Origin of the sequence: Synechococcus sp. RS9916 (genome assembly GCF_000153825.1) — a bacterium.
In the GTDB taxonomy this organism is placed as follows: domain Bacteria; phylum Cyanobacteriota; class Cyanobacteriia; order PCC-6307; family Cyanobiaceae; genus Synechococcus_C.
Window position 1 is genome coordinate 1,557,396 of record NZ_DS022299.1, and the last position, 21,240, is coordinate 1,578,635.

A 21,240-nucleotide genomic window follows, 5' to 3' on the forward strand; every position below is an offset into this window, starting at 1 on the left:
CAACGGCAAAGGTCGCGATCGTGATTGCAGCAACCCAATCGCAATGACCAAGCTGCGCGAAGGTCTCGTGGCCATGGTGGTGGGAGCCGCCCTGTCCTTCCCGGTGCTGCTGGTGACCGAACTTCTGCCGGAGCCGTTGACCCCGGGCAGAACCCAGGCCGTTGCATGTGAATGGCGAAAGAACTGCCGCGTCTGAATCACAGCGTCCTCGTCAACGACGCAGACCAGGGCTAGCGTTCAGTCAGCTGGTGAAGGAGCCGGCCATGGTGAGCAAAGTCGTCGTTCTCGACACGAACGTTCTGCTGCACGACCCCGACGCACCCACCCGTTTTGGGGATCTGCGCGTGGTGCTGCCGATGCAGGTGGTCGAGGAGATTGACCGCTTCAAGCGAGACTCCTCCGAAAAGGGCCGCAATGCGCGTCGCATCTCCAGGCTGCTGGATGCCCACCGCGACAAAGGCAGCCTGGCTGATGGTGTTCCCATTGACGGCACTCAGGGAGGCACTCTTCAGGTGGCCTTCTGCAGAGCCGAGACGCTCAAACAGCTTCCGGCCGAACTTCAGGGCGGTGGCGGCGACAACAACATCCTGGCGGTGGCGCTGGAGCAAATGCGCTGCAGTGGCCTCCAGGATGCACCGGAAGTGCTGCTAGTCACCAAAGACCTCAACCTCCGCATCAAGGCGGACGCCGTTGGCCTCCAGGCTGAGGACTACGTCAACGACAAGGTCGCCATCGACGACCTATACCCCGGGCTGCGGGAGGTGACCACCAGCGCCGCCACGATGGACCTGCTGCGCAGTGACGACCACCTGCCTGTTGGAGCCCTCAAGGAGCTCGAGCAGCATCCGTTGCATCCCAATGAAGGGGTGATGCTGGTGGATGAACAGAACAGCCACCACACCCTGCTGCTGCGCCAGAAGGGCGACAGCGGCAACTTGCACCCCTTGCACTGGCTCGAGCGTGCCCGCCTCGGACGCATCAAGGCGCGCAATCGCGAACAGAGCTTCTCGCTCGATCTTCTGCTCGCCCCCGACATCGCCCTGGTGACCCTGGTGGGGAAAGCTGGCACCGGCAAAACACTGCTGGCTCTGGCCGCAGGTCTACATCAAGTGGCTGACACCCAGCAATACGCCCGCCTGCTGGTGACCCGACCACCGATCTCCCTGGGTCGAGATCTGGGCTACCTGCCCGGAACGCTGGAGGAAAAGCTCGGCCCGTGGATGAAGCCAATCATTGACAACATCGACTTCCTGATCGGTACCTCACCGGGGCAGGAGGCCGGTGGAAAAGGCAAGCAACATCAGCGGGAACCACGCAATTCATGGGCCGACCTGCAGGGCATGGGGCTTCTGGAGGTGGAGGCGATCAACACCATCCGAGGGCGCTCGATCCCCAATCAGTTCATGGTGGTGGATGAAGCCCAGAACCTAACTCCACTGGAGGTGAAGACGATCGTGACCCGGGTGGGTGAGGGCACAAAAATCGTGTTCACCGGGGATCCGTATCAAATCGACAATCCCTACGTGGATGCCGAAAGCAACGGTCTCACCTGGCTGGTGGAGAAGCTCAAAGGGCAAGCCCTCGTCGGTCACATGACGCTGGTGCGTGGCGAACGCAGTGCCCTGGCCGAACTCGCCGCCAACCTGCTTTAAGCCTTCGGAGGCTGACCATGAGCAACTCCCAGCCCTTCCAAAACGACCCACTCCCCAGTGCAACAAGCGAGGCCTGCGCCGCAGAGCGACAAAGCGACGATGTAGCCCTTGTCGCCAACAATCTGAACACCGTCCTGCAGTCGAACACCTACCGACTGGCGCACGAGGATCAGGAACTGCTGAACAGCAATGAAATGCGCGGGGTGCGCATGCTGCTGGAAATCAGCAAACCGGAGATGGTGCTGGAGGCTGAACAGATTCTCCTCCACCATCCTGGTATTTGGCGGCGCCTGCCTTGTGGAGCGGGTAGCCGCCCAACGCCAGCTCAGCCAGGCCCAGCAAAGGCTGGCCGAACAACCCGACAACCAAGCTCTACAACGGAAAGTCAAACGCGGTCAGCGTCTGGTGGAGCTTTCTCCCTTTTATGAGGCCGCCAGGGAGTTTGCCCATCTGGTCTCCTGCGCACAGCGAAGCGAACAGGGCTGCAACCTTGTGATTGCCACCGGGGGCGGTCCAGGAATCATGGAAGCCGCCAATCGTGGTGCCTTCGATGCAGGCTTCAAATCGATCGGCTTCAACATCAGCTTGCCCCACGAACAAAGGCCCAATCCATTCGTGACACCGGAACTGTGCTTTCGGTTCAACTATTTCGCTCTGCGCAAATTCCATTTCGTGATGCGCGCCGTGGGGAGCGTGTTCTTTCCTGGCGGCTTCGGCACCCTGGACGAACTCTTTGAGGTCCTCACCCTGCGGCAGACAGGCATCAAAGGCCCCATACCGGTGGTGTTGTTCGGAAGGGACTACTGGCAGGAGGTGATCAACTTCAATGCCCTTGCGGATTCAGGCCTGATCGGTGACGACCACCTCGACCTGATCCAGTTCGCCGACACCCCAAGTGAAGCCTGGGAACTCATTCGCAGCTCCGAGCGCTATGCCCAATGCCGGCCAAGGTGATCTGAAGCACTGCCGCATCGGGCAAAACCCGGTGGAATCACACCTCTATTGCTCTGATCGGATGCCGACCCTTCTTTGGCAACGCCGGATCGACGTGGCGATCTGCCTCCTGCTGCAAACGTCTCTGATCACTAGCTTGCAAGTGCTGCAAAGCATCGGAGACGAGTCCGCAGAGACGACGGCAATCCAGATGCCCCGCAACTTCTGATCCACTTAGCCTGCCCTTAGCGATGGAGCCGGCGATGAATCCCAAGCAGGTGGGCGCGTTGCGGCGTGCAGGCATTTATTTCGTGGTGGGCTACGCGGGCTTGGCGGTCATCAACAACAGCGGTCTGGCACCAGACAACATTTGGATCGCCTATCTGCCTCTGTTCATCGGGGTCTACTTCTTTGCGCGCTGGGCCGACGCCAAGATCGCCAGCCTGGGATCAGCGAAAGATCAGTCTAACAGCAACCCCTGAACAGACCTGCTACCAAGCAGATAGACGCTGATCAGCAATGGATGGATGGACAGCGACAGTTGAGTTGCTGCGCTGGCCGGTTGCCGTCATCATCAGCAGCCTTGTGCTGAGTCGCGGACTCGTTGCCATCGCAAAAATGGGGCTTCGCGTGGAAATCACCACCCGACGCCCCATTCTGATCAGCACTGGCCTGCAACCACTGCAAGCGGCTGTCGAGAAAGTACGGATCTAAGTCGTCAAACCAAAGCGTTCAAAGAAAATCGAACTCATCGTCGGATTCCTTCGACAACGCCTGCATCACCAAGGTGGAGAAGGGAATAGCGATTGCCGCGAGCACAAGCAGTTCCATTGGGCCCCAATCGTTTCAGTTGGGCTATCACACCAGACCTGAACAGAAACGACTGTCGTGAACGCGACGGAATTTGGCTCAGCTTGTCGCCGACGCCTGATGGGCTTCGACCTGGGTGCGCCGCTCGTCATGCAGCAACTCCAATTGCTGATGCACCTCACGCAGCTGTTGAAGGATTGCGTCCGTTCCGTTCAGGCGGCTGAGATTCAGCAGCATCGTTTCGATGGCCTCCTTGCTGTTGATCAGCACGCGGCACTCTGTGGTTCCAGGTTCGTACGACATCACGCTCTTCGTCGACCTCAATATCAAAGGGCTGCTGGCGAAGACGAGCATGGTTCGTCTGCTAATCGGCACTTGTTGCAACATGGCGAGCCAAGGGCGAGCGATGTCGCCTCACCGACGGCCGGATCGTTCAGCTGTGGCTAGTTGTGAACTGAATCCCTCGGCACAAGTGATGGCGCCCCACTGGCAAGTGTTCTGGTCGGATCCCAACGGGGCCGCAGGCGTCGTGCCTGTCACCGCGAGCAGTGCTGAGGAGGCCTACACCCATGTGCTGAACACGCACCCCAAAGCCAAGGTCAGCGCCATCGACTCCGAAGAGTTAGATCCCAAGTGGATGCCAAGCCTGATGGGCGATTGGCTGAAAGACTGGGAAGACGACTTCACTCCATAAGAGCAATCAAAAACCCCGCTCATGGCGGGGCTTTTGCCTCTTCTCTTCAATCAGAAGGTGACTCGTCATTCAACGAGATCAATCACATCAATCATCAATTTACGAATAGGGTTCGGGACAGAGTCGAAAGGGTTGGGGAAGTAGGTGGTGCCACAGCCGCCTTGCACGGCCTCCAGATCGTCTTCTTTGATGGTTTGAGCGTCGAAAGTTTGAGTGGTCATGACTTGAAGTGAGCGAGTAAATGATGTGTGGGGAGTTGCCCCCTCGACTCCTTCAAGGTCACAGCCCCTCTGGTGAACCCCCATGGATGGTTGTGGTGTGGAACAGGCCAGGTTCCGGTGAAGTGCTGGTGAACAGCTCAGAGGCCAGTTACAGCCTTGTTTACAGATCCCTCACTTCTGCGAGCAGGCAACAAAAAAGCCCCCGCCGAAGCAGGGGCCCGGCACACAGTCATTTTCAACCGTCGCGGCGATCCTCTTCTCCATAGCGCAGTGCTACTGCCAGGTAGTCCTCAGCAGGGGAACCATCGGGAACATCGGCAAGGCCTTTGAACATGGCAAAAGCGCGATGTCCTCCTGTGACAACGACTGTTTCACCAGGCTGGTCAAATCGGAACCAGTGACGTTCTCCAGCAGGGACGTGAACCAAGGCTCCTTGGGTAAAGGCCTGCTCATCCCGACCAACTCCAAAAACGACTTCACCACGCAAGACGAAATAGGTTTCATCCCAAGGATGTGAATGCGGTGGTGGTCCATGACCCTCCTGACCAGAGATGACCCCGAACTCATAGTCAGCAGATTGGTCAGTTGAAACCAATGGAGTGATGTCAACTCCGGCTAAGTGCAAAGCCTCAGATCGCTCTTCAGGACGGATCAGGCGAGCTGCCCGCTTAGTGAGCTTTAAATGAGCCATGGTTCCTCCCGCGAACAACTACGTCCTAGCTCTGGTAATCGTCAGGTTTCAGTAGGGCATGCACTAGTGAGGAGTACGGGTCTGCGAACCACAAACTTTCGGTCGAGTGTTGAGTAGGGATAGTGCGACATCAAAAAGCCCCCACCGAAGCAGGGGCCGTGGATTGATCCGTGCTTGGTGCTGACTGCTTCAGCGGTCCAGCAACGCCTCGATTTGCGCTTCAAAAACTCGGGTTTGATAGGTAGTGCGCGATAGGTCAGGATGCGGGGCTTGTCGTCGAATCGCTTTTTGCCGTCGTGGTTAACGGCGCGGTATTGGAGTTCGTCTGCAATGAGAGGTGAGCGCAGGCGCGCCTTTGTATCGGTGGAGCAGTTCTTGATCTCGCTTCGGCCTGATGGCATCAAAATCCCTTACCATTCTTAAAAATGCTAAGTGGAAGTTCAGTGGTTAGGCCAGCAGCAAATCACCAGCGAATGGCATCCATCAGAGCTTCTCTCTTGGCTTAATAGTCGACGAACTGCGAGGGCGAAAGCCGCATCGACTGCAATACACCCCAGGGAATTTTGCCCCTGAAGTAACCGTGACGCGACAGGGTGATTTATTGCAGAAACAGTTCTTCCTTGAAGCTGACTCACCTTTGCCAGCTGTACCGCTCCCCTAAAGCGAGTGGGGATGGACAAGCCAATAAGCCCCAGCCCAGGCCAAAACAAGAGCCTTGAAATACCATTCCAGAAGATTGATGAGGAAGGCAGCGACTTGCATGCGATGAGTCACAGGAATAGCCGCACGCTCTCAATCAGCACGACGACGATCAAGCAGCGGTAAACCCATTGATTGGCGTACTGGCTCATTACTACCTTTGCACCGATTAATGATCCGAAGATGCTGCCAATCACCATCGGAATGCCTATTTGCCATTCCACCTTTCCGCTTCGCGCAAAGATCAAGAAAGTAGAAATGCTGAACAAAAAAACCAAGCCTGTTTTTACTGGCACTGCCTGCCTCAGGCTTACGCCTCCAACCAGCACCAAGCTTAAGAGAAGAAATATGGCAGCATCAACGATAATCAGCCCTGCCCAAAAGCCGCAAAAAGCAGTTAATAGCCAGAGAGACAGACGTATTTGAATATAGGCTTTATCGCCATTATCTGGTCGGCGTTTCAACAACTGCTGCGGACGTATTAGAAGAAACACAAGCGCCATCAATATGGAAATACGAATCAGAAGAAGACTGATCGAAGTATTCATTACTGTGGCAATCTCTGCTCCCAGCAGACTGAATGGCAGAAAGACGATCGAAAGCCGCAAGACTGATTGCCAGGGGATGAGCTTGGCTCTCTCGAATGACCACAGCGCTGTGGTGCTACCGAGCAGAATCGGCAGCCTCGAGGTGGCATTGGCGATGTCCGCGGGTATGCCAATGGCAAGCAAGGCAGGAAACATCACTGCAGAGCCTCCAGAGGCAACGGCATTGAAGAACCCGCATACCGCTCCCAACGCCAGGCCCAAGCCAATTAATGGGATGTCAAGGCTCATATTGGATTAGATCCTCCTTGAAGCACTTATCGCATGAGCCGACTATGGCCCAGCGGCTCTGTTTAATGCTCAACTCACGCAATACAAGGCTCCAAGAACCAGGAGAGAGAGAGAGAGAGAGAGAGAGAGAGAGAGAGGGGGGGGGGGGCCTTGATGAAGCTCAATAAGCTCAATGCTGCCCTCGTGTTGGAGGGCAATAGATTTCCTTGAGTCTTGGCTAAAAATCCCAACTCTCTAAAAGCTCACCTACATTGAGATCCAAAGCAGCCTGTACATATCTGAAAATCATCAACTCAGCAAGCTGAACCTCGCGAACATTTCGGAAGTTGGGGCCGCCAAGTTCTTCAAATGCCTTGATGGGAACGGCAAGACACAGGAGGAGTGCAGCGCGAACATCCAGATAAGCCTCATCGTATGAGTAACTTTTTACGCCGTTCTCCACAAGAGCTGTGTGCCATGTCCTTACAAGTGAATGAATCCGACCATGGCGCTCTGCTGTGGGCTCGCTTCCTGCAATTAAAAAGGCGATGTCAATAGCACCCATGCTTTGTGTGGCAGTCTGCCAATCCAAAATAATGACATCATCACGACTTTTTGGATTGCTATCCATCAACAGATTGTCCGCCCTGAGATCTCCATGGATAAGGGTTCTTGGACGTGATGAAAGACGCCCAAACAAATCGCCATGACAAGCAACAAACGAATCAATCAATTCGCAGCCTTCACTTCCAATCCTCAAGCAATAAGATTGTTTTAGGGTGCGCCAAGAACGTTCAATCTCTGTTCGAAACCAGAAATCATCAATTGGAAGCCACTTGGCACGATTCAATTCTTCTGACTGCCAGCACAAGGCATGTATGGCTGCAATATTCTCAATTGTCTTGGCAACCTGTAGATTTGAAAGCCCTGCCACTTGATCCCCAGGTGGAATTGAACTCAGATCTTCCAGCAATAGCCAACCTCGGCCCGCCTGAGAATAACCTCCGTAAAACTTTGGCAGTCGCGAGCATACCTTTTGACGAAACTCTTGGTAGAAACCAAGCTCTCGGTCAAAAGCTTTTAATTCCTCCGCGACTCCTAAGAAGTTGGGAATAACTGTATGGGCTTTTAGGATAAAGCTATCTGGAAGCCCATCAGCATTGCCTTGGTATTCAGGCGAGAGTCTGACCACCCTCGACAAGAATCCGATTGAATTTCCTAGAGGAGTCTTGGTTACTGCAATAACCTTCCCAGACTGGAGATGCCCTTCATGCTGCAAAACATAAGTCAACCACTCTGCATCTACACATAAAGGATCGTCAATAAGCTCTCGCATCGATCAAGTCTCTCTGGCTCTTGCCTAGCTCTAGGGCTCCTCCTACATTTGGTACAGGTGGTCACACGGAAGGGTAATCAGCTGTAACCCAGTTTAAAAATCTCGTTTCAATCTGCTGGTATTAAAAAGCCCCCACCACAGCAGGGGTAGTGGATTGTTTTGTCGGGACGTCGCCAACTTTATTTGACGTTCTGGCGGTTTCGAATAATTAATCAAGTCACAACTAAGCAATGAATGCCTTCGAGCTGCTGCTGCTCCATCGAGACTTTGGTCCCAGTCGCCAGTTCAGTCAGACAGCGGATGTCGTGGGCTGCTCTGAATCGACCCTGCGCCGGCGGGCAGAACAGTGGAACTGGGTCGAGCGTCTGGCTGACTACGACTCGGGGATGCTCCAGCAAGCATCAGAGGCACGAACGAAGAAAGATCTTCAGCGCTACAAACACCAGCTTGAGACGTTCAGACAAGAGCAGCTCGCACGAGCTCGCACCGTTGGAGATCGAGCCGAAGATCTACTAGCAATGGTCGAGCGCAGCGTGAGGCATCACCTGGAAGCCGGCACCGTCCTCCAAGGGCGTGAGCTTCCTTCAGTGATGGCCGCGGCCTGCAAAGCCTTGGAGGGTGCCATGAACATCGAGGCGACCGCTCTTGGAGTGGCTCAGCTCTTGGAGGAGTTTCGGGGCTGATTCAGAAATGGCGTCATGCCCCAACTGATGCAGAGAGGGGAACACTCAGGTAGTCACGCCTGACCAATGACCCGCGACACACGCATGCATCTTTCACGGTTGTGGGCTGCAACCTCAGGCAGAAGCAAGTGGGTTGGGCGCTTGAAGATGCGTACCAGCCCTGCCTGACAACCCACAACATCGACAGCATCATCTGCGGACTGAAGGTTGTTTGATGCAGCGTTCCATCAGCTTGTCCCTCTCCCTGGGTAGTGCCGCTGCACTGTCATTCTCTAACGGTGCCCTGCTGCCTGCCATTGCTCAAGAGTCAGGTGACGCAGAAGACCTGGGGGTGATGAGCATCAGCCTCCAAGATGCCATCAAACCAACGGTTGGTTTCCAGGGCGCACTGCAAGGGGCAGGAACACCGAACCAGGCAGGCATTGGCGGCTTCCTGCCGCTGTCGGTTGGCGAGAACAGCGTCTTGTTTGTTGACGCCCTCGCCAACGTCAACTTCGCTGACTACAACAACGACTCCAGCATCATCAACACCACGGTGGCTGGTACCACTATCTCCACCTCATCGCGCTTGGGATACCGCTGGCTCAATGGTGACCGCAGTTGGATGTACGGGGTGAATGCGGGCTATGACACCAGGCCGATGGCAACGGCTTATGCCGATACAGGCGTCTCGGTCGATAGCAGCAGCACCGTCTTCTTCCAGCAGGTTGCAGCAGGTTTAGAAGCGGTATCGGATAGCTGGAACTTCAATGCCTATGGCTTGTTTCCTGTTGGTACGACCGAGTACAAGATCAATAGCCGTTACCTCGGCGGTGCCTTGAGCACCTACGGCTTAGATGTTGGGTATGCAATCACTCCAGAGTGGGACGCCTCAATTGGTTACTACTACCAGCATGGTGATGACCTCACAGCAGATGATGGCAATGGTGTTTTGGCAGCCCTGGCTTATGAAATCACCGATGGCTTAACGCTTGGCGTCAACGTTTCCTATGACGAAGCCTTTGAAACCCGCGTTTCTGGAAACATTGAATATCGCTTTGGCAGCGGTAATGCAACAGAGGTTGAAAAGAAAACCTGGCAAACACCCGTCATTCAAGCTCTCACTGAATCAGTCAAACATCGTGACGTGAGAGTTCATGATGCCAAAAAGATTGCCAACCAGTCCTGCAACACTGCCAGTGCAAACAAACGGACAAACGGTTCCAAGTATCATTGTAGTGTAGTACAAGTCTTTAGTTACACTAGCGTAAAAAAATGGATCAAAGGACAGTCCTGCAACCCACCCAAATACAAAGGAGATACCACTAGGACCTGCCAACACCAAAATGCAGAGTAACCACTACATTCGGCAATACTTCACTGGTTGCTGAACAAACCTCTCACACGCAGCCTTAACGGAGGCCTTTAATACTGCCTGATTCGTTATCCGATACCTAGCACGACCATTACCTTCAAGATGTTTGCATTCAAGAAGGGGCGGCTATTGCCTCGAAGTGTGATGCAAAAGGAGAAGCCGGCTCGCTAATAGCGAGGTTGACGTGCCATGGCCTAAGCATTTATCTATGCCATGATTGACTTGATACCCTTAGCGCGTTTTTACAACCTGATGGCAAGCAGCAACAAACGTTTTAAGCAGCATTCCCAAGCTGTTTGCACCGAACTCGATGGCGATGTAGCTTTATTTCAAAGCGACACCTGCGACTATCTAGTTCTCAACGAAACAGGCTCAGCCATTTGGAATGCACTAAAATCTCAACCTACGTTGGTTGAACTCTGCAAGCATTTACAGGGCGAGTATGAAGTCACCCCAGACGAATGCAAGACCTCTGTTGAAGCATGGCTGGAAGCCGCCTTGGAGAAGAAAGTGATTGCCGTAGTTGATGATTAAAATGAGAAGTGTGTTTTGAGCTTTCTAGCCCAAATTTCACCGCCAAGTTGATTTCCTCCAAGCATTTGGAACCCAAGGCGTGCAAAATAACGTCGCATGGATGCTTTTTGCAAGCCAGGATTAATGTTTTCAGCCAGCAATGCATTTGCTCGATGATCACGTTTCTCCGCTGCACGATCAAACCCTTGCAGGAATACCCTAAAGAGTCGATTCGTTAAGCCAAAACGTCTGGATTCTGGAATTATGTACATACGCTGAAAGTAGGCATGGCTTCCGAGCCCTATTGAATTATCTAGCTCTTGCAATACGACAAACACGACACCATCAATCAATCCTGATTGATCACGCGAAATTGCAGCTGGCTGACGCGATATGGTCTTTTTAGGTGGACCCATGCTCTTCCGATTTTTGGCAAATTCGGAGCGAAATGATTTCAACTCGTCTTGATAGCTCTTGTTATTCTGATCCCAGAAAGCTTTCAATTCGCTCCTCAGCTGGTTATTTACCTGTCCAAACACGAATTCAATGCACGGTTCAGTCAAGTTCTGGGCCCTCATAGAGGAAGCGCGTCATCGCTCCAGACAATCCTTTAGCGAGTCGTTTTCGCTGCTCGATCGTCAGTCGCTCTGCGCCCTCTCCCGTTCGCCCTGAGCGAAAAAAACGCTCGCAACCAGCTGGCTTTTCAGCAAAGCCATCCACATCCTCCTCGAGCTTTTTAAGTCGATCGATGGAAGTGTTGTCTAAAGCCTTCTGTATGAGCTTCGGCTCATTAGGAAGACCTAAGAATTTGACTAATTTTGTAAACGTCTCCAAGCCCTGTGCCAACATGTCTTCATAGCGCATGATCAAGATTGGCAGTTGAGTTTGATCAGCCCAGGAGCGCACATGCTGGTCCCAACGGCCCATATGTTGCCGCACCTGGTGGCCACCAAAGCGATTGCCTGGAACAAGAGCTGCATTGGGATCTAGTAGATGATCAACACAACGCTCTAACGGCCATGAAAAGAAATGGCTAAGTGATACGGCCACATCTTCTGGGTGGCGCAGGATATAAACAACACCGGAGCAACCGTCAGTACTCACCACCGGGCGACCACGGGAATCAGGCGAATGGAATGCATCATGCACTTTGTGAAAACGCTCGCCTTCTGCAAAAAGCCATGCACTGGCACCAGCACGGCCGCGCAAGGGGTCAAGCTCACTAAAACTGAGATCACAACTGTTAATTCCTAATTGGTCGTCCAACCAAAGCCTGGATGAGGCAATTGCTCCCGTTTCAATATCTTGGTTGAGGTTGAGTTCTTCCTCGGGATCATCTCCGGCCAATCGCAATAATTCAGTGATAAATACCCGGCACCAGGTGTTTCCTGATTTGGGGTAAGAAGCGAGATACCAGTAACTATAGTGGTCAGTCATTGCTGGCAGCCTCTTCTATATTCTCTTTGCGCTGCTGCATCGATGCAGGTTGCAAAAAGTCTACCTCTTTGAGGCTTTTAGCCATTGCTTTGATTCCATCTGGAACCACTAAGCTATGCACCGGCACCATGCGAGCTAGTGCAGCTGCCTGCATAAAGAGCTGTGTTTCTGCATCCATGCCTCGATATATCCTGGCGTGAAAAGCGTTGTTGCGTAGGCGCATTAAAGCCAATGTTTGTGAGAACTTCCGCGAAGCGAAAATCGATGCTTTTACCTTCTCCACACCCTCTTCAGTATCATTCTCTTTAACCATTTCTTCTTCGGCTCGATTCAAGATATAGATCAACCGCAATGGTGTTGGCTGTGGCATGCAAGTTAGATCTTTAGCCAGCAATGCATAGCGTTTTAGGCCCTTCCGTACAGGTGGTAGTTGCGCCCAATTCAAGTTCAAAGCAATAGCAGCGTCATGCCAGAGCTTGAGTTGATGCATCCCTGGCTGAACCATCCCATCAGGGCTCACGGCAACGAGCTCACTACTGAGTAAGCGCCAACCTTCTTGAATCAAACACCAGGCCAGGGTGGACTTACCGGCAGCTGGATGGCCTAACAAGAGAATCGCCTCTCCTTCACGCTCCAGCGCTGTTCCATGCAAAACCAATGCACCACGCTGGATCGCTAAAGCTCCAAGCCCACTTGTGACAGCAAACGTGCGGATGTCGCGGTCGCTGACGCTGTCGTCCCAGCGCTGCCATTCCAAACGCTCACCACCAGTGGCACGAAACCAGCCAATCCCTTCAAGTTCCAGACGCCATTCCTGCGGCGCCAACTGCAACGTTGGCGTGCTGTGGGGGCTGGCCTCAAGAGTTGGCCAGTCCCGGTGATCAGCTTCCACCACCTGCACCAGCGCCTCACGCTCCACAGCCGGAGCTGCTTGGATCAACTCCGGCAAGACCAACGTGGACTCCAGATGCATGCCCAGGGCTTGATAGATCCCAGGCGAGGCTGCTGGCATCAGTGGGCGAGCTGGCGTTAAAACATCAATGCTGCCAACCCCACAGCATCCCAGCCTGCAATTGATGCCAACAACAACAACACCCTGGCTTTCTGGGGATTGAGGCTGCCTGCGGGCAGCAGACCAGTCCCAGGCTTACCGAATGCCCCTCACCATCCACAAGTCACTTGCGTGCAAATTTGCGTGCAATCAACTTCAAGCCGCTGCGCCAGGGCCCGAAAAGCAAGTCTCTGACAACTAAAAAGGGCCCTTCCAGGCCCCATGAGTCATTTGGGTGATAAGGCTGACCTCACCCCATCTCCCCTAAGGGTCAGGCAGCAACAGGGGCTGCTTGACGGGAGAAACGAACGATGTTGTTCGCTGTTACGGGTTTGCTCTTACCGAGCAGGCTTCAGTCACCCTCCTTATGCCCCGTCGAAACCATTGCAGCCCCAGGAAGGGGGAATGGAGCTGAGCGGAATCGAACCGCTGTCCGAAACACCGGTGTGGATCACCTAGTCCGGCCGAAACCGGACCTTGCCATTCTGACAGCAGTGGTGATCGGGAGCACAAGGCATTGGGGAGGGAGAACCGTCAGCCAAGAGGCATTCACCATGGGGTTGCCGTCTTGCCCCAGGGCCTGGAAGAAGCCGGTGCTCAGGAACTGATTGCCCTTGGGGCCAAAGCCGTGAGGCCCTTGCGGCGCGCCGCGGCCTTCGAAGCCGACATGGCCTGCCTTTACCGCCTGCACCTGCAGTGCCGCCTGCCCTTTCGCTTGCTGCGGGAGCTGGCCAGCTTTCCCTGTGATGGTCGCGACTCGCTCTATTACGGCGTCCAAGACGCCGTCGACTGGGAACGCTGGCTCCATCCCTCCATGACCTTCCGGGTCGATGCCACCGGCAGCGCCCAGGGGCTAAACCACAGCCACTACAGCGCGCTGCAGGTCAAAAACGCGATCGTTGATCGCCAGCGGGATCTCTGGGGCGAGCGCTCCTCCGTCGATCTCGAAGAGCCTGACCTGCACCTGCATCTCCACCTCGGACGGGGAGGTGCAGTCCTCAGCCTGGATGGCTGCGGCGGCAGCCTGCACCGCCGCGGCTACCGGGCCGCCATGGGACTTGCCCCCCTCAAGGAAAACCTGGCCGCCGGGCTGATCCAGCTCACCGGCTGGGATGGAAGCACTCCACTGGTGGACCCCCTCTGCGGATCCGGCACCCTCTTGATTGAGGCCGCCAGCCGGGCCCGCCAGCTCGGCCCCGGCCTAGAAAGAGCATTCAGCCTCGAGGGCTGGGCCGACTTTGATGCTGCGCTCTGGGCCGAGGAAGAACAGCGGGCCCGCAATCGAGAACAACGCCAACAGACCCTGCCGCCGATCATCGGCAACGAACAGGATCCCGCCATCGCCGAGCAGGCGCGCAGCAACGTGGAAGCCGCAGGTTTGAGTGACTGCATCACCATCCAATGCGGCGACTTCCGTGAACTCGATGTCCCACCAGGGCCCGGCACCCTGGTGTGCAACCCCCCCTATGGGGTGCGGGTCGGTGATCACGACGGGCTTGATGCCCTCTACAGCGACTTAGGCGCCATGGTCAAAACCAAGGCCTCCGGATGGGATGCCTGGATCCTGAGCGGGAATGCCAGCGTCACCGGCGCCCTGCGCATGAAGGCCTCCCGACGGATCCCGATCAGCAATGGCGGCATCGACTGCCGCTGGCTCCATTACCAGGTGCGCTGAACATCAGCGCCCCAACACGGCTTTCGTGGTGCGGCTGATGCCATCGAGGGTCTGAGGCAGATAGGGGCCTTTGGCGAGCTGACCACCCACCCGCAGGCTGATGCCGGCCAACACCACGTTGCCAATGGCCAGGGCCAGCAGAGCCCGCATCAGGCTCAGGTCCCAGGCCTCCTGCAGCCACAGCACCAGCACCACCTCCACGGCGATCAGGGCCAGCAGCATCAAGGTGCCGCCCATGGCCAGAAACACGCCGCCGCTGATCAAGCGCCGCTTCTCCCGGTCGACCTCCTGCAGAGCGATCCGCACGTGCAGGTCCATCACCGAAGCCGCTAGAGCGGTGACGCGGCCAGCAGCCCCCAGCCCACGGGGCCGTTGAGGCTCAGCGCGCCCTGGCTCAGGCCGGTCGTTGCCCTGTTGATTCAGATCAGCCATCAGGAACGTCTCCCACTGGAAAGCAACGAACCGATCACCACACCCACTCCCGCGGCGATCGCCAACGCCAGCAACGGGCGCTGACGCACAGGCTGTTCAATCCGAGGCCGCAAGGTCTCATTGAGGTCATCCAACAGCTGCTCCAGCTGTCGTTCCAACGGCTCCAACGAGTCCCCGAATCCTTTGCTGCCGTCTCCCAAGGAATGGAGCAGCTCTTCCAGCTGCGACTGCACCAGGTGCGCCGCCCGGCCGGACTGCAGCGAGATCACCCGCACCGCTTCATCCAGGCTGCCTCGGGTGGCTTCCAGGGTCTGAGCCGTCACCTCCGGCCAACGCCTTTGGAGTTCCGGCAGCAGCGTGTCAAAACGATCCCGGAACTGGTCAGCCGCCGTCCACGACCGCGATGCCGAATCCTCAGGTCCTGGGTTGGTGTGGTCATCCGCAGGGGATGGCGCCGACTCCATGCACGTCCTTATCTCCTGCCGCAGGTTAGGGATGGTGCTCGGAAGGCGAAACCCCGATGCTGCGCTACGTCGTGCTGGAACACACCGGTGCCCCGGATGATCCGCGGGGTTGCCACCTCGATCTGCTGCTGGAAGACGGCAAGCACTGCCGCACCTGGAGGCTCGATCACTGGCCCCAGCTCGATGGCGATGCCCTGACAGCGACCCCTCTGCCACCCCATCGCTTGGTGTGGCTGGAGCGCCAATCCGCAGCGGTCTCCGGTGGGCGCGGTTGGGCGCGGCGGTTGGCAGGTGGCCACTACGCAGGCGAGCTCCCCACAGACCTGAACACCCCCCTCGAAGTTGCCCTAAGCGGCCTGGGGGTCCGCGGCCTTCCCGAACCGGTGCTGTTGCGCATCAAGGACGGGCACTGCCGCCTCTGCAGCTGCCCCTGAGCAGCAGGTTCTGGCCTACGCCCCCTTGAGCTTTTCGGAGGCTCCGCTAGTTTCGAACCGCTGACAGCCCCCTGATCCTGTTGGTTCATATCAATCAGGTTGGGTTTAAGCACTTCAAGTCCTTTGGGGGGGCGGTGACCATCCCCCTGGAAACCGGTTTCACCGTGGTGACCGGTCCGAACGGCTCAGGCAAGAGCAACATTCTTGATGGCGTGCTGTTCTGCCTGGGCCTGGCCAGCAGCCGGGGGATGCGCGCCGACCGGCTCCCCGACCTGGTGAACAGCGGCATCCTCAAAGCAGGGAAAGCTGCAGAAACGCACGTGAGCGTGCGCTTCGATCTCAGCGACTGGCAACCGGATGCCGCAGAGGAGGGGATTGAAGCGCCGGAAGAAGGCCCCTGGATCAAGGCTGATCAAACCGAGTGGACGGTCACGCGAAAACTGCGGGTGATGCCGGGTGGCTCCTACGCCAGCAGCTACACCGCCGACGGTGAACCCTGCAATCTGCAGCAGCTGCAGACCCAGCTGCGCCGGCTGCGCATCGATCCGGAAGGCAGCAACGTCGTGATGCAGGGGGACGTCACCCGCATCGTTTCGATGAGCAACCGCGATCGCCGCGGGCTGATCGATGAACTCGCAGGCGTGGCCCTGTTCGACACCAGGATCGAGCAGACGCGGCGCAAGCTCGATGACGTGCAGGAGCGTCAGGAACGCTGCCGGATCGTGGAGCAGGAGCTCCACATCGCGCGCCAACGACTGGAGAAAGACTGCGCCAAAGCGCGCACCTATCAAGAACTGCGGGCCCAGGTGCAACAAGGCCGTCAGCAGGAGCTGGTGCTGGCCTATGAGGCTGCTCAGGTTGCCCTGCACGAGCTGCAGGAGCGGCACCGCAACCTGGGGGAGCAGGAGGTGCGCGACAGCGAAGCGCTCACCGCTTCCGAACAAGCCCTCAACGAAGCCGCGGCCCAGCTGCAGGAGCTCCAGGACAAGGTCAAGGATCTCGGCGAAGACAAACTGCTGGCGGTGCAAGCCGAACTGGCCGGTCTCGACAGTCAGGGCAGGGAGCTGGAGCGACAAGCCGCCCAGCACAAACAGGACGGTGAAAAACTCCAGGGCCAGCGCCACGACCTCACCAATCGCCGTCGGGCTCTTCAGGATTCAACCCAGGAGCTGCAGCAGGCACCCAACACAGATGCGTTAGCCGCTGCCGAACAGGCTTGCCGTGAAGCCGAGGCCGCCGTCGAAGTGTCGCGCCGCCGACTCGGCGATGTGGCTGGGCGCTCCGGCACCTGGATGGAAGAGCAGCGCCAACGCAGCCAGCGCAGGCTGGAGCTGCAAAGCCAGATCACACCACTTCAGGAAGAACAACAGCAGCGCAAAGCCAAGTTGCAGCAAGACCAGGAACGCTTGCTGGAACTGCAGCAAGAGCTGGAACAAGACGGGTCCGAGGACCAGCGCGTTCAAGACGACCTGACCAAACTCGAAGCCGAGTGGCAGTCTCTGCTGCAAGCCCTACAGAGCGGCAAAGAGGAGTTGCAGCAATTGGTGGAGTCAGTGGCGGTGCAGCAGCGCACCCGCTCGCGCCTGGAGCAGGAGCAAACCCGGCTCGAACGCGACATCGCCAAGCTGGAAAGCCGCCGGGAAGCGCTGCAGGAAAGCCGTGGCACGGGCGCCCTGCGCCTGCTGCTGGAGGCGGGGCTGGATGGCATCCATGGCCCCGTGGCTCAGCTGGGTGAAGTGGAGGAACGCCACCGCCTTGCCCTTGAAGTGGCTGCTGGCGCGCGCCTGGGGCAGGTGGTGGTGGATGACGACCGCATTGCCGCAAAAGCGATTGAACTGCTGAAGAGCCGCCGCGCCGGTCGGCTCACCTTCCTCCCTTTGAACAAGATCCGGGCACCCGGAGGTGGAGGGGGTGGCGCCGCCATGGCCCGGGGACGGCGACCGGAGGCCAGCAGCGGTGGAGGCCTGATCGGCCGCGCTGTGGATCTGGTGCGCTTCGAGCCGATTTACGGCGATGTGTTCGCCTATGTGTTCGGCGACACCCAGGTGTTCAGCGATCTGCAGACGGCACGCCAACAACTGGGACGTGCCCGGGCCGTGACCCTGGAAGGCGAGCTGCTCGAGAAAAGCGGCGCCATGACGGGCGGCAGCTTTTCGCAGCGCAGCAGTGGCCTCAGTTTCGGCACCAGTAGCGACAACGATGAAGCCGAGCCCCTCCGCCGCAGGCTGCTGGATCTAGGCGAAACCCTGGTGGCCTGTCGCCGCGAGGAGCAGCGCCTGCTGGAACAACTCGAAGCCACGCGGCCGCGCCTGCGGCAGCTCGAGCAACGCCAGGCCGCCCTTGAAGCGGAACGCTCAGCAGCCCGCCGGGCCCATGGCCCACTGATGGAGCGCTGCAAACAACGCAATCAACGCCTCGAAGCGCTGCGCACCGCGGAAACAAGCGGGCGCGAGCGCCTGGAAGCGCTGCAAACCGCCCTGGCACCGCTGGAAACAGAGTTCCAGCAGCTCACGGGTCAGGAGCGGGATGCCCAGGCCGAGGGGGATGTGGAGGCCTGGCAACAATTGCAGAGCGACCTGGAAGCCGCCGATGCCGCTTTGCTGAGCGCTCGCAGCCGCAAGGATCTGCTGGTGCAGGAACAACGGCAGCGTGAACTGAGCCTTGAGCGTCTTGGGGATCAACAGCAGGCGCTTGATGCCGAAGAAGCCCGGCTCAAAGAAGCGGTCGAGACTCTCACCCAAACCCATGGCGGCTGGAAGGAGCAGCAACAGCAACTGAGCGAGCGGCGCACCAGCCTCGAGGCCCAGCAAAAGGAGCTGCAAACCGCATTCGGCGAACAGCGCCGTGCCCGTGATGAAGCCGAAGCAGCAGTAGCGGAGAAGCGTCAGCGCCTGCAGCAGGCCCGCTGGGAACTGGAGCGGCTGCGCGAGGAGCGCAACACCCTCTCGGAGCAGATCCGCAGTGGTGCGGTGCGGTTGCAGGAACTGAGCCAGACCTTGCCGGACCCCCGTCCCGACATCCCCGACGACGTGCGCGAAGCCGGGCTAGAAGCGCTGCAGGCCTCCTTGCAAGAGCTTCAAAAACGCATGGAAGCTCTGGAACCGGTGAACATGCTGGCGCTGGAAGAACTGGCAGACCTGGAGCAACGCCTGAGCGAACTGATCGAACGCTTGGAAGTGCTCAGCCAGGAACGCGAAGAGCTGCTGCTGCGGATCGAAACCGTGGCCACGCTGCGCCAGGAAGCCTTCATGGAGGCCTTCCAGGCTGTGGATGGTCATTTCCGCGAGATCTTCGCCAGCCTCTCCGATGGCGACGGCCATCTTCAACTCGACAACGCCGAAGATCCCCTGGAAGGGGGGCTCACGCTGGTGGCCCATCCCAAGGGCAAATCAGTGCGACGACTGGCCTCCATGTCAGGGGGTGAAAAGTCGCTGACAGCCCTGAGTTTTCTGTTTGCGCTGCAGCGATTCCGCCCATCACCGTTCTATGCACTGGATGAGGTCGACAGCTTCCTCGACGGCGTGAATGTGGAACGGCTGGCCGCCCTGATCGCCCGCCAGGCCGAAGATGCCCAGTTCATCGTGGTCAGTCACCGCCGCCCAATGATCGGCGCATCCCAGCGCACCATTGGCGTCACCCAGGCCCGAGGAGCCCACACACAGGTGGTCGGACTCCCCGATGCCGCCTAAACAGCACCCCTTACACCATCTAGGGCCATGAACAGAGGGGTCGTTGAACAGTCATCGCGAGGTCTTTACGCCAAAATGGTCCGAATCGCCACGGCTGAGGCCTGACGTTGACGTCGACCCCGAACTCAAACGACCCCCTGGCAACGGTGCCCAGCGACAGGCTGTGGCTCCGCTCCGAGCTGATGGGCACCCAGGTGATCACGCGCGACACGGGGCGCCGCCTCGGCGTGGTGGGTGAAGTGATTGTTGATATCGATGGGCGCGAAGTGGTGGCCCTCGGCCTCCGCGACAACCCCCTCACCCGCTTCCTACCGGGCTTGCCCCGCTGGATGCCGCTCGACCGCATCCGTCAGGTGGGTGACGTGATCCTGGTGGATTCGATCGATTCCCTCAGCGAGACCTTTTCCCCGGAGCGTTACAGCCGGGTGATCAACTGCCAGGTGATCACCGAATCAGGCAGCGTTCTCGGCCGGGTGCTGGGCTTCTCCTTCGACATCGAAACCGGCGAACTGACCACCCTGGTGATGGGTGCCGTTGGGGTTCCCCTGCTCGGTGAGGGTGTGCTCAGCACCTGGGAAATCCCTGTCGACGAAATCGTCAGCAGCGGTGCCGACCGGATCATTGTTTACGAAGGCGCCGAAGACAAGCTCAAGCAGCTCAACAGTGGCGTGCTGGAGAAACTCGGTGTGGGTGGCCCCAGCTGGGAAGAGCAGGAGCGCGAGCGCTACAGAGTCAACGTGGTGCCCGTGGAGAACCAGCTCAGTTCAGGGCAACCGGCCGAAGAGCAGCAAAAACAGCTGCAAGCCTCTTCAGCCGAGGCCTTCGCACCGGAAGAAGAGCTGGAATACGTGGAAGTGGAGGAGCGTCGCAGCGAACAGCAAACCCGCCGCCGCTACATGGATGATCTGCCGGAGCGGGACTATCGCGACTTCGACGATCGCCGCGACCCCTACGCCGATCAGCGCCCTCCGGCCTACGGCGAGCAGGAGCGCTACGACCGCCCTCGCTACGACGAGGACCGCTACGCGCCCGAACCTGAGGCCGAGCCCCTACCTGAACGGTTCGAGGCCCGCCCCAGGCCAGCGGCCCGTCGGCCAGTTGAGCCCCCTGGAGATCCCCTTGACGTGGAACCCCTGGGATCCGAACAACCGTCAGTCGGTCGCTCCACGGGGAGCGACCTCGATGATCCCTGGTGATTCAGCCGTAAGCAGGCTGCCGATCAGCCGTTCTGCTTGAAGTTCAACGATGCGCTGTTGACGCAGTAGCGCTGACCGGTGGGGGCTGGGCCATCACTGAACACGTGGCCAAGATGGGCGTCGCAGCGGGCGCAATTGATCTCGGTGCGCACCATGCCGTGGCTCACATCCGTCTTGGTGGTGATCGCATCAGCGCTGGCCCCATCCCAGAAACTGGGCCAACCGGTGCCGGAATCGAATTTGGTCGCCGAACTGAAGAGCGGTGCACCACAACAGACGCAGTGGTACATGCCGGTGGCCTTGTTATCCCAGTAAGCACCGGTGAAGGCGCGCTCGGTTCCCCCTTGGCGCGCCACCTGGAATTGTTCAGGCGTCAGCTGCGCCTTCCACTCATCGTCGCTGCGCTCAACCCGTGCAGTGGCATCAGAGGAAGATCCGGAAGGGGCGGTCATAGCAGCGCG

At 57.8% G+C, this 21,240-nt stretch carries 26 protein-coding genes, 1 tRNA gene and 1 pseudogene; 14 read left to right on the plus strand and 14 right to left on the minus strand.

The features are described from left to right. Positions 1-43 precede the first annotated feature (43 nt). The gene (locus RS9916_RS14520; protein ID WP_007098929.1) at positions 44-196 is read left to right on the plus strand and encodes a hypothetical protein; all 153 of its coding nucleotides are present in this window, start codon (positions 44-46) and stop codon (positions 194-196) included. Positions 197-263: 67 nt separating this feature from the next. Next, positions 264-1,652, plus strand: coding sequence for a PhoH family protein (locus RS9916_RS08410; protein WP_038024393.1), 1,389 nt, complete (start codon positions 264-266; stop codon positions 1,650-1,652). Here the strand turns inward: RS9916_RS08410 and RS9916_RS15400 are convergent. Continuing rightward, positions 1,649-1,924, minus strand: coding sequence for a hypothetical protein (locus tag RS9916_RS15400; protein ID WP_038023516.1), 276 nt, complete (start codon positions 1,922-1,924; stop codon positions 1,649-1,651). The genes RS9916_RS08410 and RS9916_RS15400 overlap by 4 nt on opposite strands. Before the next feature lie 25 nt (positions 1,925-1,949). Here RS9916_RS15400 and RS9916_RS08420 point away from each other — a divergent pair, with 25 nt between their 5' ends. From RS9916_RS08420 to RS9916_RS08435, 4 genes are all read left to right on the plus strand, one after another. Then, positions 1,950-2,606, plus strand: coding sequence for an LOG family protein (locus RS9916_RS08420; protein ID WP_007098932.1), 657 nt, complete (start codon positions 1,950-1,952; stop codon positions 2,604-2,606). A gap of 61 nt (positions 2,607-2,667) precedes the next feature. Then, a complete protein-coding gene (locus RS9916_RS14525; protein ID WP_156777512.1) occupies positions 2,668-2,814 on the plus strand; it encodes a hypothetical protein in 147 nt (48 codons plus the stop codon). 34 nt (positions 2,815-2,848) lie between these two features. Next, a complete protein-coding gene (locus RS9916_RS08430; protein ID WP_038024394.1) occupies positions 2,849-3,067 on the plus strand; it encodes a hypothetical protein in 219 nt (72 codons plus the stop codon). Positions 3,068-3,131: 64 nt separating this feature from the next. Further along, complete coding sequence (locus RS9916_RS08435; protein ID WP_232199558.1) at positions 3,132-3,299, plus strand: hypothetical protein; 168 nt, start codon at positions 3,132-3,134, stop codon at positions 3,297-3,299. Positions 3,300-3,494: 195 nt separating this feature from the next. Here the strand turns inward: RS9916_RS08435 and RS9916_RS08440 are convergent, their stop codons facing one another. After that, a complete protein-coding gene (locus RS9916_RS08440; protein ID WP_038023520.1) occupies positions 3,495-3,698 on the minus strand; it encodes a hypothetical protein in 204 nt (67 codons plus the stop codon). 172 nt (positions 3,699-3,870) lie between these two features. Here RS9916_RS08440 and RS9916_RS08445 point away from each other — a divergent pair, with 172 nt between their 5' ends. Continuing rightward, positions 3,871-4,089, plus strand: a complete 219-nt coding sequence (locus tag RS9916_RS08445) for a hypothetical protein (protein ID WP_038023523.1) — start codon at positions 3,871-3,873, stop codon at positions 4,087-4,089. A 65-nt stretch (positions 4,090-4,154) separates the two neighbouring features. Here the strand turns inward: RS9916_RS08445 and RS9916_RS14530 are convergent, their stop codons facing one another. The 4 genes from RS9916_RS14530 to RS9916_RS13890 all read right to left on the minus strand — a co-directional run bounded on the left by RS9916_RS14530 (position 4,155) and on the right by RS9916_RS13890 (position 7,851). Beyond that, on the minus strand, positions 4,155-4,310 hold the full coding sequence (locus tag RS9916_RS14530) for a hypothetical protein (RefSeq protein ID WP_007098939.1): 156 nt from the start codon (positions 4,308-4,310) through the stop codon (positions 4,155-4,157). A gap of 235 nt (positions 4,311-4,545) precedes the next feature. After that, entirely contained in the window at positions 4,546-5,019 is a 474-nt protein-coding gene (locus RS9916_RS08450) for a cupin domain-containing protein (protein ID WP_156777514.1), read from the minus strand. Positions 5,020-5,771: 752 nt separating this feature from the next. Continuing rightward, positions 5,772-6,536 (minus strand): sulfite exporter TauE/SafE family protein, encoded by a 765-nt coding sequence (locus RS9916_RS08455; protein WP_007098942.1) that lies wholly within the window; start codon positions 6,534-6,536, stop codon positions 5,772-5,774. Positions 6,537-6,753: 217 nt separating this feature from the next. Continuing rightward, complete coding sequence (locus tag RS9916_RS13890; protein ID WP_007098943.1) at positions 6,754-7,851, minus strand: phosphotransferase; 1,098 nt, start codon at positions 7,849-7,851, stop codon at positions 6,754-6,756. A gap of 230 nt (positions 7,852-8,081) precedes the next feature. Here RS9916_RS13890 and RS9916_RS08465 point away from each other — a divergent pair, with 230 nt between their 5' ends. The 3 genes from RS9916_RS08465 (at position 8,082) to RS9916_RS08475 (ending at position 10,422) form a co-directional block, all read left to right on the plus strand. Then, the gene (locus RS9916_RS08465) at positions 8,082-8,534 is read left to right on the plus strand and encodes a hypothetical protein (protein ID WP_007098944.1); all 453 of its coding nucleotides are present in this window, start codon (positions 8,082-8,084) and stop codon (positions 8,532-8,534) included. A gap of 214 nt (positions 8,535-8,748) precedes the next feature. Continuing rightward, the gene (locus RS9916_RS08470) at positions 8,749-9,870 is read left to right on the plus strand and encodes a hypothetical protein (protein ID WP_007098946.1); all 1,122 of its coding nucleotides are present in this window, start codon (positions 8,749-8,751) and stop codon (positions 9,868-9,870) included. A gap of 270 nt (positions 9,871-10,140) precedes the next feature. Further along, positions 10,141-10,422, plus strand: coding sequence for a PqqD family protein (locus RS9916_RS08475; RefSeq protein ID WP_232199559.1), 282 nt, complete (start codon positions 10,141-10,143; stop codon positions 10,420-10,422). On the opposite strand, the gene RS9916_RS13895 is transcribed toward RS9916_RS08475, so the two are convergent. The 5 genes and pseudogenes from RS9916_RS13895 to RS9916_RS15350 all read right to left on the minus strand — a co-directional run bounded on the left by RS9916_RS13895 (position 10,419) and on the right by RS9916_RS15350 (position 13,382). Next, entirely contained in the window at positions 10,419-10,940 is a 522-nt protein-coding gene (locus tag RS9916_RS13895; protein ID WP_232199560.1) for a hypothetical protein, read from the minus strand. The genes RS9916_RS08475 and RS9916_RS13895 overlap by 4 nt on opposite strands. Before the next feature lie 16 nt (positions 10,941-10,956). After that, the gene (locus tag RS9916_RS08480) at positions 10,957-11,838 is read right to left on the minus strand and encodes a sulfotransferase domain-containing protein (protein WP_071961565.1); all 882 of its coding nucleotides are present in this window, start codon (positions 11,836-11,838) and stop codon (positions 10,957-10,959) included. After that, entirely contained in the window at positions 11,831-12,811 is a 981-nt protein-coding gene (locus tag RS9916_RS08485; RefSeq protein WP_232199561.1) for a hypothetical protein, read from the minus strand. The genes RS9916_RS08480 and RS9916_RS08485 overlap by 8 nt, the downstream gene beginning before the upstream one ends. Positions 12,812-12,867: 56 nt before the next feature. Then, positions 12,868-12,975: pseudogene (locus RS9916_RS15405) on the minus strand (asparaginase); the annotation flags it as partial. 320 nt (positions 12,976-13,295) lie between these two features. Next, a tRNA-OTHER gene (locus RS9916_RS15350) sits at positions 13,296-13,382 on the minus strand. A gap of 24 nt (positions 13,383-13,406) precedes the next feature. Here RS9916_RS15350 and RS9916_RS08490 point away from each other — a divergent pair. Then, a complete protein-coding gene (locus RS9916_RS08490) occupies positions 13,407-14,564 on the plus strand; it encodes a class I SAM-dependent RNA methyltransferase (protein ID WP_038023526.1) in 1,158 nt (385 codons plus the stop codon). A 3-nt stretch (positions 14,565-14,567) separates the two neighbouring features. Here RS9916_RS08490 and RS9916_RS08495 read toward each other — a convergent pair whose 3' ends face one another. Next, positions 14,568-14,996: a phage holin family protein gene (locus RS9916_RS08495; protein WP_007098952.1), complete on the minus strand. Its 429-nt coding sequence runs from the start codon at positions 14,994-14,996 to the stop codon at positions 14,568-14,570. Next, positions 14,996-15,460: a hypothetical protein gene (locus tag RS9916_RS08500; RefSeq protein WP_007098953.1), complete on the minus strand. Its 465-nt coding sequence runs from the start codon at positions 15,458-15,460 to the stop codon at positions 14,996-14,998. Before RS9916_RS08500 ends, RS9916_RS08495 begins: the two co-directional genes overlap by 1 nt. A gap of 56 nt (positions 15,461-15,516) precedes the next feature. Here RS9916_RS08500 and RS9916_RS08505 point away from each other — a divergent pair, with 56 nt between their 5' ends. From RS9916_RS08505 to RS9916_RS08515, 3 genes are all read left to right on the plus strand, one after another. Continuing rightward, positions 15,517-15,894, plus strand: coding sequence for a hypothetical protein (locus tag RS9916_RS08505; RefSeq protein ID WP_007098954.1), 378 nt, complete (start codon positions 15,517-15,519; stop codon positions 15,892-15,894). An 80-nt stretch (positions 15,895-15,974) separates the two neighbouring features. Continuing rightward, the gene (smc, locus tag RS9916_RS08510; RefSeq protein WP_007098955.1) at positions 15,975-19,583 is read left to right on the plus strand and encodes a chromosome segregation protein SMC; all 3,609 of its coding nucleotides are present in this window, start codon (positions 15,975-15,977) and stop codon (positions 19,581-19,583) included. A gap of 107 nt (positions 19,584-19,690) precedes the next feature. After that, the gene (locus RS9916_RS08515) at positions 19,691-20,779 is read left to right on the plus strand and encodes a PRC-barrel domain-containing protein (protein ID WP_007098956.1); all 1,089 of its coding nucleotides are present in this window, start codon (positions 19,691-19,693) and stop codon (positions 20,777-20,779) included. A gap of 23 nt (positions 20,780-20,802) precedes the next feature. On the opposite strand, the gene msrB is transcribed toward RS9916_RS08515, so the two are convergent. Continuing rightward, entirely contained in the window at positions 20,803-21,231 is a 429-nt protein-coding gene (msrB, locus tag RS9916_RS08520) for a peptide-methionine (R)-S-oxide reductase MsrB (protein ID WP_007098957.1), read from the minus strand. Positions 21,232-21,240 lie beyond the last annotated feature (9 nt).

Coding starts and splice junctions, on each gene's coding strand:
- RS9916_RS14520 (WP_007098929.1), top strand. CDS start 44: ATGACCAAGCTGCGCGAAGGTCTCGTGGCCATGGTGGTGGGAGCCGCC.
- RS9916_RS08410 (WP_038024393.1), top strand. CDS start 264: ATGGTGAGCAAAGTCGTCGTTCTCGACACGAACGTTCTGCTGCACGAC.
- RS9916_RS15400 (WP_038023516.1), bottom strand. CDS start 1,924: ATGGTGGAGGAGAATCTGTTCAGCCTCCAGCACCATCTCCGGTTTGCT.
- RS9916_RS14525 (WP_156777512.1), top strand. CDS start 2,668: ATGCCGACCCTTCTTTGGCAACGCCGGATCGACGTGGCGATCTGCCTC.
- RS9916_RS08430 (WP_038024394.1), top strand. CDS start 2,849: ATGAATCCCAAGCAGGTGGGCGCGTTGCGGCGTGCAGGCATTTATTTC.
- RS9916_RS08440 (WP_038023520.1), bottom strand. CDS start 3,698: ATGTCGTACGAACCTGGAACCACAGAGTGCCGCGTGCTGATCAACAGC.
- RS9916_RS08445 (WP_038023523.1), top strand. CDS start 3,871: ATGGCGCCCCACTGGCAAGTGTTCTGGTCGGATCCCAACGGGGCCGCA.
- RS9916_RS14530 (WP_007098939.1), bottom strand. CDS start 4,310: ATGACCACTCAAACTTTCGACGCTCAAACCATCAAAGAAGACGATCTG.
- RS9916_RS08455 (WP_007098942.1), bottom strand. CDS start 6,536: ATGAGCCTTGACATCCCATTAATTGGCTTGGGCCTGGCGTTGGGAGCG.
- RS9916_RS13890 (WP_007098943.1), bottom strand. CDS start 7,851: ATGCGAGAGCTTATTGACGATCCTTTATGTGTAGATGCAGAGTGGTTG.
- RS9916_RS08465 (WP_007098944.1), top strand. CDS start 8,082: ATGAATGCCTTCGAGCTGCTGCTGCTCCATCGAGACTTTGGTCCCAGT.
- RS9916_RS08470 (WP_007098946.1), top strand. CDS start 8,749: ATGCAGCGTTCCATCAGCTTGTCCCTCTCCCTGGGTAGTGCCGCTGCA.
- RS9916_RS08475 (WP_232199559.1), top strand. CDS start 10,141: ATGGCAAGCAGCAACAAACGTTTTAAGCAGCATTCCCAAGCTGTTTGC.
- RS9916_RS08480 (WP_071961565.1), bottom strand. CDS start 11,838: ATGACTGACCACTATAGTTACTGGTATCTCGCTTCTTACCCCAAATCA.
- RS9916_RS08485 (WP_232199561.1), bottom strand. CDS start 12,811: ATGCATCTGGAGTCCACGTTGGTCTTGCCGGAGTTGATCCAAGCAGCT.
- RS9916_RS08495 (WP_007098952.1), bottom strand. CDS start 14,996: ATGGCTGATCTGAATCAACAGGGCAACGACCGGCCTGAGCCAGGGCGC.
- RS9916_RS08500 (WP_007098953.1), bottom strand. CDS start 15,460: ATGGAGTCGGCGCCATCCCCTGCGGATGACCACACCAACCCAGGACCT.
- RS9916_RS08505 (WP_007098954.1), top strand. CDS start 15,517: ATGCTGCGCTACGTCGTGCTGGAACACACCGGTGCCCCGGATGATCCG.
- msrB (WP_007098957.1), bottom strand. CDS start 21,231: ATGACCGCCCCTTCCGGATCTTCCTCTGATGCCACTGCACGGGTTGAG.